Source organism: Streptomyces sp. SID1328, from assembly GCF_009865595.1.
Classification (GTDB): domain Bacteria; phylum Actinomycetota; class Actinomycetes; order Streptomycetales; family Streptomycetaceae; genus Streptomyces; species Streptomyces griseoluteus.
In genome coordinates this window covers 1-12142 of record NZ_WWKH01000356.1, presented here as the reverse complement: position 1 = coordinate 12142, position 12142 = coordinate 1, and the positions used below count along the sequence as shown (strand labels likewise).

Here is a 12142-nt window from a genome sequence, read left to right as displayed (position 1 = left end):
TGCTGGAGGACGAGTACCCGGACGCCTGGTGGATGCCCGGCCATCCGGCCCAACTGGTGGTGACCACGGGCGCGTTGCACCGGCTCACCGGACATCAGGTAGACGCGGTGCTCACCCATGAGCGGGGGCACGCCCGCGCCCACCACGACTGGCTGCTGCATCTGTCCAGCGCGCTCGCCACGGGCTTTCCGCGCATCCCGCTCTTCGCGCACTTCTGCGACCAGACCCACCGGCTGGTGGAACTGGCCGCCGACGACACCGCCTCGCGGCGCTGCGGGCACGTCACCACCGCGCTGGCGCTGATCGAGCTGAACCAGCACCGGGGCGTGCTGTCCTGCGCCTCCAGCCGACGGCTGCTCGGGGAGCGGGTCGACCGGCTGCTGGAGCCGCCGCCCCGGCTGCCGCGCGGGCACCGGGCGCTGACCACGGCGCTGGCGGCGCTGGTGCCGTTGCTGCCGCTGCTGATCACGTTCGCGCCGGGGCTGACGGCGCTGGCGTAAGCCCTGCCGGTCAGGACCAGTCGGGCTCCTCCTCGCCCTCGGGCCAGTGGAGGTCCGGGGAATCGGCGGCGGGAGCCGGAATGGCGGCGGAGGCCGGGACCTTCGGTGCCGCCTCCTGTGCGCCGGCCGGGGCGGACTGGGCCTCCAGCACCGCGAGGACCCCCTCCCCGTACGTGGCGAGCTTCTTCTCGCCGACCCCGTTCAGCGTGCCCAGCTCGGCCACCGAGCGGGGGTGACTGGTGGCGATCTCGCGGAGGGTGGCGTCGTGGAAGATGACGTACGCCGGGACGCCCTGCTCCTTCGCCTGCTCCGCGCGCCAGGCGCGCAGGGCCTCGAAGACGGGGACCAGCTCGGCGGGCAGTTCGGCCGCCGCCGTCCTGCCCTTGCGGTCGCCCCGGCCGGTTGCCCGGCCGGTGGTCGGGCGCTTGGGCTCCTTGCGCAGCGGCACCTCGCGCTCCCGGCGCAGCACCTCACCGCTGGCCTCGGTGAGCACCAGCGTGCCGTACTCCCCCTCGACGGCCAGCAACCCCTGGGCGAGCAACTGCCGGACCACACCCCGCCATTCGCCCTCGGCGAGGTCGTCGCCGATACCGAAGACGGAGAGCTGGTCGTGGTCGAACTGGATCACCTTGGCGGTGCGCTTGCCGAGCAGGATGTCCACGATCTGCACGGTGCCGAACTTCTGACCGCGCTCGCGCTGGAGGCGGACCACGGTGGAGAGCACCTTCTGCGCGGCCACCGTGCCGTCCCAGGTCTCCGGCGGGGTGAGGCAGGTGTCGCAGTTGCCGCAGCCCTCCTCCGTGGCGTCCTGGCCGAAGTAGGCGAGGAGCTGGCCCCGGCGGCACCGGACGGTCTCGCACAGGGCGAGCATCGCGTCCAGGTGGGAGGCGGCGCGGCGGCGGAACGCCTCGTCGCCCTCACCGGACTGGATCAGCTTGCGCTGCTGCACGACGTCGTTGAGGCCGTACGCCATCCAGGCCGTGGAGAGCAGTCCGTCACGGCCCGCGCGGCCGGTCTCCTGGTAGTAGCCCTCGATGGACTTCGGCAGGTCGAGGTGGGCGACGAAGCGGACGTCGGGCTTGTCGATGCCCATGCCGAAGGCGATGGTGGCGACGACCACCAGGCCCTCCTCGCGCAGGAACCGGGACTGGTGGCGGGCGCGCGTGGCCGCGTCCAGGCCCGCGTGGTACGGGACGGCCGCGATGCCGTTGGCGGTGAGGAACTCGGCGGTGCGCTCGACGGAGTTGCGGGAGAGGCAGTAGACGATGCCGGCGTCGCCCGCGTGCTCCTCGCGGAGGAAGGCGAGGAGCTGCTTTTTGGGGTCGGCCTTGGGGACGATGCGGTACTGGATGTTGGGGCGGTCGAAGCTGGCGACGAAGTGGCGGGCCTCTGGGAGGTTCAGCCGCTGGGTGATCTCCTGGTGGGTGGCGCGGGTGGCCGTGGCGGTCAGGGCGATCCGGGGCACGTCCGGCCAGCGCTGGCCGAGCAGCGAGAGGTTCAGGTAGTCCGGGCGGAAGTCGTGGCCCCACTGGGAGACGCAGTGCGCCTCGTCGATGGCGAAGACGGAGATCTTGCCGCGGGAGAGCAGGTCGAGCGTGGCGTCCACGCGCAGCCGCTCCGGGGCCAGGTAGAGCAGGTCCAGCTCACCGGCGAGGAACTCGGCCTCCACCGTCCGGCGCTCGTCGAAGTCCTGCGTGGAGTTGATGAACCCCGCCCGCACGCCGAGTGCGCGCAGCGCGTCCACCTGGTCCTGCATGAGCGCGATCAGCGGCGAGACCACGACACCGGTACCCGGCCTGACCAGCGCCGGAATCTGATAACACAGCGACTTGCCGCCACCGGTCGGCATGAGCACCAGCGCGTCCCCGCCGGCCACCACATGCTCGATGATCGCTTCCTGTTCCCCCCGGAACGCGTCGTACCCGAACACCCGGTGCAGCGCGCCAAGCGCCTCACTGCGGTCCGCGCCCGGCTCCTCGGTCACCGTCGTCATCTCGCTGATCCACCTGTCCCACTCATCGCCATGCCCCGTGCGCCGTCCCTCGACCACCGCCTCCACCATAGGCGCCCCCGCCGACAGCCCCGGGAGTTATCCACAGGATCTCGGATGTGCATGCCTCGGGGCATATGCCTGAACGCTCTGTCCGGAACACAGCCATAGTTCACACGTTGGCGGGAGACCTGCCCGTTCCCGTCGATGGTCTGGATGCTCCGGCGAGACTCCGTCCCATGGGAGCAGTGATGAGCGTCGCACCGAAGGCGTCCGCACTGATCCACGCCTTCGAGCCGGAGCCGACCACTGGTACGTACACCGGCGTGGGCGTCTTCCGGGATCGGATGAAGGTCGGGGCGCCGTTCCCCATCGGCTTGGACCTCACCAGGATCAAGACCCGCCGGGACACCGCCGAGTAGCCACCGCTCGCACACGCACGACGGCCCGGCCCCCGAAACTGCGGAGTGCCGGGCCGTCGTGTCGATTCAGCGGACGAACACCCCCGCCTGCCCCGCGAGGTCCAGGAAGTACTGGGGCGCCACGCCCAGGACCACCGTCACCGCCACGCCCACCGCGATGGCGGTCATGGTCAGGGGGGAGGGGACCGCGACCGTGGGGCCGTTGGGCTGGGGGTCGCTGAAGAACATGAGGACGATGACGCGGATGTAGAAGAAGGCGGCGATGGCCGAGGAGATGACGCCGACCACGACCAGGGGAGCCGCGCCGCCCTCCGCCGCCGCCCGGAAGACCGCGAACTTCCCCGCGAAGCCGCTGGTCAGCGGGATGCCGGCGAAGGCGAGCAGGAAGACAGCGAAGACCGCGGCGACCAGGGGTGAGCGGCGGCCGAGGCCGGCCCACTGGGAGAGGTGCGTCGCCTCGCCGCCCGCGTCGCGGACCAGGGTGACCACGGCGAAGGCGCCGATCGTCACGAAGGAGTACCCGGCGAGGTAGAAGAGGACCGCCGAGACCCCGTCCTCCGTCGTCGCGATCACACCGGCGAGGATGAAGCCCGCGTGCGCGATGGACGAGTACGCCAGCAGCCGCTTGATGTCGGTCTGGGTGATCGCGACGATCGCACCGGCCAGCATGGTGACGATCGCCACGCCCCACATCACCGGCCGCCAGTCCCAGCGCAGTCCCGGCAGCACCACGTACAGCAGCCGCAGCAGCGCGCCGAACGCGGCCACCTTGGTCGCGGCCGCCATGAAGCCGGTCACCGGGGTCGGGGCGCCCTGGTACACGTCCGGGGTCCACATGTGGAACGGCACCGCGCCCACCTTGAACAGCAGGCCCATCACCAGCAGCGCCATGCCGGTCAGCAGCAGCGCGTCGTTGCCCATGGTGTCCGCGAGCGCCGGGTCGACCCCGCTGACCGTGCCGTCCACGACCTGCGCGATGCGCGCGTAGGACACCGAGCCCGCGTAGCCGTACAGCAGGGCGATGCCGAACAGGGTGAACGCCGAGGCGAACGCGCCCAGCAGGAAGTACTTGACCGCGGCCTCCTGCGACATCAGCCGCTTGCGGCGGGCCAGCGCGCACAGCAGGTACAGCGGGAGGGAGAGCACCTCCAGGGCGACGAACAGCGTCAGCAGGTCGTTCGCCGCGGGGAAGACCAGCATGCCCGCGACCGCGAAGAGCAGCAGCGGGAACACCTCGGTGGTGGTGAACCCGGCCTTCACCGCCGCCTGTTCACCCTCACCGCCCGGTACGGAGGCGGCCTGCGCCGCGAAGGAGTCGACCCGGTTGCCGTGCGCCGCCGGGTCGAGGCGCCGCTCCGCGAAGGTGAACAGGCCGACCAGCGCGGCCAGCAGGATCGTGCCCTCGAGGAACAGCGCCGGGCCGTCCACCGCGATCGCGCCCATGGCCGCGATGTGCGCCTTGGTGGTGCCGTACCCGCCCGCCGCGAGCGCGACGACCGCCGCGAAGGCGGCGCACAGCGCCACGGCGGAGACGAACACCTGGGCGTAGTAGCGGGAGCGGCGCGGCACGAACGCCTCGACGAGCACCCCGATGAGGGCGGCGCCGAGGACGATCAGCGTCGGCGACAATTGTCCGTATTCGATCTTCGGCGCGTCGATCTTCGAGATCGGATCGGCCGCCGTTGTCCACAGGCTGTGGACGGCTGCTGCGCTCACTTGGCCGCCTCCACCGCGGGCTTGGGGTCCTTCTGCTGGACATCGGACATGGTCTGCTTGACCGCCGGGTCGACGATGCTGGTCAGCGGCTTCGGGTAGACACCGAGGAAGACCAGCAGCACGATCAGCGGCGCGACCACCAGCACCTCACGCACCCTCAGGTCGGGCATCGCCGAGACCTCCGGCTTCACCGGGCCGGTCATCGTGCGCTGGTACAGCACCAGCGTGTACAGCGCGGCCAGCACGATGCCGGCCGTGGCGATGATCCCGATCACCGGGTACCGGCTGAACGTGCCGACCAGCACCAGGAACTCGCTGACGAACGGCGCCAGTCCGGGCAGCGACAGGGTCGCGAGGCCGCCGATCAGGAAGGTGCCGGCGAGTACCGGCGCGACCTTCTGCACGCCGCCGTAGTCCGCGATGAGCCGGGAGCCGCGCCGGGAGATCAGGAAGCCCGCGACCAGCATCAGCGCGGCCGTCGAGATGCCGTGGTTGACCATGTAGAGGGTCGCGCCGGACTGGCCCTGAGTCGTCATGGCGAAGATGCCCATCACGATGAAGCCGAAGTGCGAGATCGACGCGTAGGCCACCAGCCGCTTGATGTCCCGCTGGCCGACCGCGAGCAGTGCCCCGTAGACGATGCTGATCAGGGCGAGGACGAGGATCACCGGCGTCGCCCACTTCGACGCCTCCGGGAAGAGCTGGAGGCAGAAGCGGAGCATGGCGAAGGTGCCGACCTTGTCGACCACCGCCGTGATGAGCACCGCGACCGGCGCGGTGGACTCCTGCATGGCGTTGGGCAGCCAGGTGTGCAGCGGCCACAGCGGGGCCTTCACCGCGAAGGCGAAGAAGAAGCCGAGGAACAGCCAGCGTTCGGTGCTCGTCGCCATGGTCAGCGAGCCGTCGGCCCGCGCCTGGACGATCTCCTGGAGGCTGAAGCTCCCGGCGACCACGTACAGCCCGATCACCGCGGCCAGCATGATCAGACCGCCGGCCAGGTTGTAGAGGAGGAACTTCACCGCCGCGTACGACCGCTGGGTGGACGCGGCCTCCTCGCCCTGGCTGTGGGCCCGGTCCCCGAAGCCGCCGATGAGGAAGTACATCGGGATCAGCATGGCTTCGAAGAAGATGTAGAAGACGAAGACGTCGGTCGCCTCGAAGGAGATGATCACCATCGCCTCGACGGCCAGGATCAGCGCGAAGAAGCCCTGCGTGGGCCGCCACCGCCTGCTGCCCGTCTCCAGGGGGTCGGCGTCGTGCCAGCCCGCCAGCACGATGAACGGCATCAGCAGCGCGGTCAGCCCGATCAGGGCCACCGCGATGCCGTCCACGCCCAGTTCGTAGCGCACCCCGAAGTCCCTGATCCAGGAGTGGGACTCGGTGAGCTGGTAGCGGGCGCCGTCCGGGTCGAAGCGGACCAGGACGACGATCGCCAGCGCGAGCGTGGCCAGGGTGACCAGCAGGGCCAGCCACTTGGCGGCGGTGCGCTGCCGGGCCGGCACGGCGGCCGTGGCCACCGCACCGAGCGCCGGGAGCGCGGCTGTCGCTGTCAGCAGAGGAAAGGACATCGGTATCAGACCGCCCTCATCAGCAGCGTCGCGGCGACCAGGAGGGCCGCGCCGCCGAACATCGAGACCGCGTAGGAGCGGGCGAAGCCGTTCTGGACACGGCGCAGCCGCCCGGACAGGCCGCCGAAACCGGCCGCCGAGCCGTTGACGACACCGTCGACCAGGGTGTGGTCGACATAGACCAGCGAGCGCGTCAGATGCTCGCCGCCGCGCACCAGCACGACATGGTTGAAGTCGTCCTGGTACAGGTCGCGCCGGGCGGCGCGGGTGAGCACGGAGCCGCGCGGGGCGAGTACGGGTACGGGCTTGCGGCCGTACTGCGCCCAGGCCAGGCCGACGCCGACGACCAGGCAGACCATGGTGGCGCCGGTGACGGTGAGCGCGCTCAGCGGGGAGTGACCCTCGCTGTGCCCGGTGACCGGCTCGAGCCAGTGCAGGAAGCGGTCGCCCACATCGAAGAAGGCACCGCCGGCCACCGAGCCGACGGCCAGCACGATCATCGGGATCGTCATGGTCCGCGGGGACTCGTGCGGGTGCGGCTCACCGTGCGCGCCCTGGTGCTCGGCGGCGGGCTCGGCGCTCGGGGCCTGCGGGGACCGGGTCGGCTGGTTCTTCCAGCGGGGTTCGCCGAAGAACGTCATCAGCATCACGCGGGTCATGTAGAAAGCGGTGATCGCCGCGCCCAGCAGGGCCACCCCGCCCAGAATCCAGCCCTCGGTGCCGCCCTTGGCGAAGGCCGCCTCGATGATCTTGTCCTTGGAGAAGAAGCCGGACAGACCCGGGAAGCCGATGATCGCGAGGTAGCCGAGGCCGAAGGTGACGAAGGTGATCGGCATGTACTTCCGCAGGCCGCCGTACTTGCGCATGTCGACCTCGTCGTTCATGCCGTGCATCACCGAACCGGCGCCGAGGAACAGCCCGGCCTTGAAGAAGCCGTGGGTGACCAGGTGCATGATCGCGAAGACGTACCCGATCGGGCCGAGCCCGGCCGCGAGGACCATGTAGCCGATCTGCGACATGGTCGAGCCGGCCAGCGCCTTCTTGATGTCGTCCTTGGCGCAACCGACGATCGCACCGAACAGCAGCGTGACCCCGCCGACGACGGTGACCACGAGCTGCGCGTCCGGCGCGCCGTTGAAGATCGCGGCGGAGCGGACGATGAGGTAGACGCCCGCCGTGACCATGGTGGCCGCGTGGATCAGGGCCGAGACCGGGGTCGGGCCCTCCATCGCGTCCCCGAGCCAGGACTGGAGCGGCACCTGGGCGGACTTGCCGCACGCGGCGAGCAGCAGCATCAGGCCGATCGCGGTGAGCCGGCCCTCGGACGCGTCGCCCGCGTGCTCCAGCACCGGGCCGAAGGCGAAGGTGCCGAAGGTGGTGAACATCAGCATGATGGCGATGGACAGGCCCATGTCGCCGACCCGGTTGACCAGGAACGCCTTCTTCGCGGCGGTCGCGGCGCTGGGCTTGTGCTGCCAGAAGCCGATCAGCAGGTAGGAGGCGAGGCCCACGCCCTCCCAGCCGACGTACAGCAGCAGGTAGTTGTCGGCGAGGACCAGCAGGAGCATCGCCGCGAGGAACAGGTTGAGGTAGCCGAAGAAGCGGCGGCGCCGCTCGTCGTGCTCCATGTACCCGATGGAGTAGAGGTGGATCAGCGAGCCGACCCCGGTGATCAGCAGCACGAACGTCATCGACAGCTGGTCGAGCCGCAGCGTGACGTCGGCCTGGAAGCCGCCGACCGGGATCCAGCTCCACAGGTGCTGGGTCCAGGTGCGGTGTTCGGCGTCCTTGCCGAGCAGCCCGGCGAACAGGACCAGGCCGATGACGAAGGAGGCGGTCGACAGCAGGGTGCCGACCCAGTGGCCGACGGCGTCGAGACGCCGGCCGCCGAGCAGGAGCACGACGGCTCCGAGCAGGGGCGCCGCGATGAGCAGCGCGATCAGGTTCTCCACGATTCTTCCGACCCCTTACAGCTTCATCAGGCTGGCGTCGTCGACCGAGGCCGAGTGGCGGGTGCGGAACAGCGACACGATGATCGCCAGGCCCACCACGACCTCCGCGGCGGCGACGACCATCGTGAAGAACGCGATGATCTGGCCGTCGAGGTTGCCGTGCATCCGGGAGAAGGTGACGAAGGCGAGGTTGCAGGCGTTGAGCATCAGCTCCACGCACATGAACACCACGATCGCGTTCCGCCGGATCAGCACGCCGGTGGCGCCGATGGTGAACAACAGGGCCGCGAGATAGAGGTAGTTGACGGGGTTCACTGCGCCGCGTCCTCCGTCCGCTTGAAGGTGGCCGGGGTGTTCTCCGTGCGCTCCAGGCGTTCCTCCGCGCGCCGTTCCAGCGCCTTGAGGTCGCCGAGGGCCTGGGCGGAGACGTCCCGGATCTGACCGCGTTCGCGCAGCGTGCGGCTGACGCTCAGCTCGGCGGGGGTGCCGTCGGGCAGCAGGCCCGCGATGTCCACCGCGTTGTGCCGGGCGTAGACGCCGGGGGCGGGCAGCGGCGGTACGTGCTTGCCCTCGCGGACCCGCTCGGCCGCCAGCTCGCGCTGGGTCTTGGCCCGTTCGGTGCGCTCGCGGTGGGTGAGCACCATGGCGCCGATCGCGGCGGTGATCAGCAGGGCGCCGGTCAGCTCGAAGGCGAAGACGTACTTGGTGAAGATGAGGGTCGCCAGGCCCTCCACGTTGCCGCCGGCGTTGGCCTGGCCGGTGCCGTTGAACTGGGTGAGCGAGGCGTTGGCGATGCCGCCCAGCAGCAGGACGCCGAAGCCGAGCCCGCAGAGCAGGGCCAGCCAGCGCTGGCCCCTGATGGTCTCCTTCAGCGAGTCCGCGGCCGTCACGCCGACGAGCATCACCACGAAGAGGAAGAGCATCATGATCGCGCCGGTGTAGACGACGATCTGCACGATCCCCAGGAAATAGGCGCCGTTGGCGAGGTAGAACACCGCCAGGACGATCATGGTCCCGGCGAGACAGAGCGCGCTGTGCACCGCGCGCCGCATGAGGACGGTGCACAGGGCGCCGATCACGGCGACGCTGCCGAGAATCCAGAACTGGACCGCTTCACCGGTGGAGGTCGTATAAGCGGCGAGCTGTGTGCTCATGCCTCCACCTCCTCTTCGGGTTCGGGCTTCTCGCCCTTGGAGGTGGCCACTTGGCGGACCGTGCCGGGGGCGGCCTCGGTCACCAGGCCCCGGTAGTAGTCCTGTTCGTCGGTACCGGGGAAGATCGCGTGCGGGGAGTCGACCATGCCCTCGTCCAGACCGGCGAGCAACTGCTCCTTGGTGTAGATGAGGTTGGCCCGGCTGGAGTCCGCCAGCTCGAACTCGTTGGTCATCGTCAGCGCGCGGGTGGGGCACGCCTCGATGCACAGGCCGCACAGGATGCAGCGGGCGTAGTTGATCTGGTAGACGCGGCCGTACCGCTCACCCGGCGAGTAGCGCTCCTCGTCGGTGTTGTCGGCGCCCTCGACATAGATGGCGTCGGCGGGGCAGGCCCAGGCGCACAGCTCGCAGCCGACGCACTTCTCCAGGCCGTCCGGATGGCGGTTGAGCTGGTGCCGTCCGTGGAAGCGGGGAGCGGTGGTCTTCTTCTGCTCCGGGTACTGCTCGGTCAGCCGCTTCTTGAACATGGCCTTGAAGGTCACGGCGAAGCCGGCCACGGGGTTCTGGAAACCGGGTGCGGTCTCCTTGGGCTCCTCAGCCATCGGACGCCTCCTTTCCATCCGAAGTTCCGTCACTGACAGTGTCCACTCCACCACTGACAATCAGCTCCCGCTCCTGGCGCGGACGGCGCCTGGGCACCGCGGGCAACTGCTGTCCGGGCAGCGGCGGTACGGGGAAGCCGCCCGCCAGCGGATCGAACGCGGGCTGCTGGGCCGGCTGTTCGGCGGCCTTGGCCTTGTCGCGGAACATGTCGGCGACGAAGGAGATCAGCAGCAGGGCGAGCACACCGCCGCCGACGTAGAGCGCGATGTCGGCGAAGTCGTAGTTCTCGTTGCGCAGCACCCGCACGGTCGCCACCAGCATCAGCCAGACCACCGAGACCGGGATCAGGACCTTCCAGCCGAGCTTCATGAGCTGGTCGTAGCGGACGCGGGGGAGCGTGCCGCGCAGCCAGATGAAGAAGAACAGCAGGAGCTGGACCTTGATGACGAACCAGAGCATCGGCCACCAGCCGTGGTTGGCGCCCTCCCAGAAGGTGCTGATGGGCCAGGGGGCCCGCCAGCCGCCGAGGAAGAGGGTGGCCGTCACCGCCGACACCGTCACCATGTTCATGTACTCGGCGAGCATGAACAGCGCGAACTTGATCGACGAGTACTCGGTGTTGAAGCCGCCGACCAGGTCGCCCTCGGACTCCGGCATGTCGAAGGGGGCGCGGTTGGTCTCGCCCACCATCGTGATCACGTAGAGGATGAAGGAGACCGGCAGCAGCAGGATGTACCAGCGGTCGTGCTGCTGTTCCACGATGGTGGAGGTCGACATCGAACCCGAGTAGAGGAACACCGAGGCGAACGCGGCGCCCATGGCGATCTCGTACGAGATCATCTGCGCGCAGGAGCGCAGACCGCCCAGGAGCGGGTAGGTCGAGCCGCTGCTCCAGCCGGCCAGCACGATGCCGTAGATGCCGACCGAGGCGACGGCCAGGATGTACAGCATCGCGATCGGCAGGTCGGTGAGCTGCATCGTGGTGCGGTGGCCGAAGATCGAGATCTCGTTGCCGGCCGGACCGAACGGGATGACCGCGATCGCCATGCAGGCCGGGATGGCGGCGACGATCGGCGCGAGGACGTAGATCACCTTGTCCGCGCGCTTGACGACGACGTCTTCCTTGAGCATCAGCTTCACGCCGTCGGCGAGCGACTGGAGCATGCCCCAGGGGCCGTGCCGGTTGGGGCCGATGCGCAGCTGCATCCAGGCGACGACCTTGCGCTCCCAGACGATGGACAGCAGCACCGTCAGCATCAGGAACGCGAAGCAGAACACCGCCTTGACGACCACCAGCCACCACGGGTCGCGGCCGAACAGCGAGAGGTCTTCAGCGGCGAGGAACGGGCTCATCCTCGTACCTCCTTGGGGGCCTCGTCGGCGTGCACCGCCGGGCCGATACGGACGAGGGAGCCGGGCCGGGCCCCGGTGTCGGAGGCGACGCCCCGGCCGGCCGAGTCCAGCGGGAGCCAGACCACCCGGTCGGGCATCTCCGTGATCTCCAACGGGAACGCGGTCGTCCCGGCGGGGCCGGTGACGGCGAGCGCGTCGCCGTCCTTCACGCCCGCCTCGGCGGCCGTCGCCGCGGACACGCGCGCGTGGGCGGCGTGCCGGGTGCCGGCCAGCGCCTCGTCGCCCTGCTGGAGGACGCCGAGGTCGAGCAGGAGCCGGTGCCCGGCGAGCACGGCCTCCCCGGCGGCCGGGCGGGGCAGTACGGCCCCGCTGTGCGCCGGATCGGTGGCGGTGCCCCCGGTCCAGCCGCCGAGCCGGTCGATCTCCGCTCGGGTGGTGCGCAGGTCCGGCAGGCCCAGGTGGACGTCCATGGCGTCGGCCAGCATCTGCAGGACGCGGGCGTCGGCCGGGGCGAGCCGGCGGGTCATCTGGTCGGGCTTGAGCGCGGCCTCGAAGAAGCGGACCCGGCCTTCCCAGTTGAGGAAGGTGCCCGTCTTCTCGACCACCGCCGCGACCGGCAGCACGACGTCGGCGCGCTCGGTGACCTCGCTGGGCCGCAGCTCCAGCGAGACCAGGAAGCCGACGCTGTCGAGCGCCTCACGCGCGCGTGCCGGGTCGGGCAGGTCGGCGACCTCCACCCCGGCGACGAGGAGCGCGGACAGCTCGCCGGTGGCGGCGGCCTCCACGATCTGCTGGGTGTCACGGCCGTAGCGGGCGGGGAGTTCGGCCAGCCCCCAGGCGGCGGCGACCTCCTCCCGCGCGCGCGGGTCCGTGGCCGGACGGCC

At 70.2% G+C, this 12142-nt stretch carries 11 protein-coding genes; 2 read left to right on the top strand and 9 right to left on the bottom strand.

Going from position 1 to position 12142, the window contains the following annotated elements:
• The coding region (locus GT030_RS10555) for a M56 family metallopeptidase (RefSeq protein ID WP_161200869.1) at positions 1-500 on the top strand (500 nt) is incomplete at its 5' end.
• Positions 501-510: 10 nt separating this feature from the next.
• On the opposite strand, the gene recQ is transcribed toward GT030_RS10555, so the two are convergent.
• Entirely contained in the window at positions 511-2493 is a 1983-nt protein-coding gene (gene recQ, locus GT030_RS10550; protein WP_161200868.1) for a DNA helicase RecQ, read from the bottom strand.
• Between the two features lie 248 nt (positions 2494-2741).
• Here recQ and GT030_RS10545 point away from each other — a divergent pair, with 248 nt between their 5' ends.
• On the top strand, positions 2742-2912 hold the full coding sequence (locus GT030_RS10545; protein WP_202459934.1) for a hypothetical protein: 171 nt from the start codon (positions 2742-2744) through the stop codon (positions 2910-2912).
• Positions 2913-2978: 66 nt separating this feature from the next.
• Here the strand turns inward: GT030_RS10545 and nuoN are convergent, their stop codons facing one another.
• From nuoN to GT030_RS10505, 8 genes are all read right to left on the bottom strand, one after another.
• A complete protein-coding gene (gene nuoN, locus GT030_RS10540) occupies positions 2979-4628 on the bottom strand; it encodes an NADH-quinone oxidoreductase subunit NuoN (RefSeq protein WP_161200867.1) in 1650 nt (549 codons plus the stop codon).
• Positions 4625-6196, bottom strand: coding sequence for an NADH-quinone oxidoreductase subunit M (locus GT030_RS10535; RefSeq protein WP_161200866.1), 1572 nt, complete (start codon positions 6194-6196; stop codon positions 4625-4627). Before GT030_RS10535 ends, nuoN begins: the two co-directional genes overlap by 4 nt.
• Positions 6197-6201: 5 nt before the next feature.
• Positions 6202-8148: an NADH-quinone oxidoreductase subunit L gene (gene nuoL, locus GT030_RS10530; protein WP_161200865.1), complete on the bottom strand. Its 1947-nt coding sequence runs from the start codon at positions 8146-8148 to the stop codon at positions 6202-6204.
• Positions 8149-8163: 15 nt separating this feature from the next.
• Positions 8164-8463 carry an NADH-quinone oxidoreductase subunit NuoK gene (gene nuoK, locus GT030_RS10525; RefSeq protein WP_030742982.1) on the bottom strand — a complete coding sequence of 100 codons (300 nt, stop codon included), beginning with the start codon at positions 8461-8463 and terminating at the stop codon, positions 8164-8166.
• On the bottom strand, positions 8460-9302 hold the full coding sequence (locus GT030_RS10520) for an NADH-quinone oxidoreductase subunit J (RefSeq protein ID WP_161200864.1): 843 nt from the start codon (positions 9300-9302) through the stop codon (positions 8460-8462). The genes nuoK and GT030_RS10520 overlap by 4 nt, the downstream gene beginning before the upstream one ends.
• On the bottom strand, positions 9299-9904 hold the full coding sequence (gene nuoI, locus GT030_RS10515; protein ID WP_161200863.1) for an NADH-quinone oxidoreductase subunit NuoI: 606 nt from the start codon (positions 9902-9904) through the stop codon (positions 9299-9301). The genes GT030_RS10520 and nuoI overlap by 4 nt, the downstream gene beginning before the upstream one ends.
• The gene (gene nuoH, locus GT030_RS10510) at positions 9897-11258 is read right to left on the bottom strand and encodes an NADH-quinone oxidoreductase subunit NuoH (protein ID WP_161200862.1); all 1362 of its coding nucleotides are present in this window, start codon (positions 11256-11258) and stop codon (positions 9897-9899) included. Before nuoH ends, nuoI begins: the two co-directional genes overlap by 8 nt.
• A partial coding sequence (locus tag GT030_RS10505) for a molybdopterin-dependent oxidoreductase (protein WP_161200861.1) occupies positions 11255-12142 on the bottom strand: 888 nt, incomplete at its 5' end. The genes nuoH and GT030_RS10505, both read right to left, overlap by 4 nt.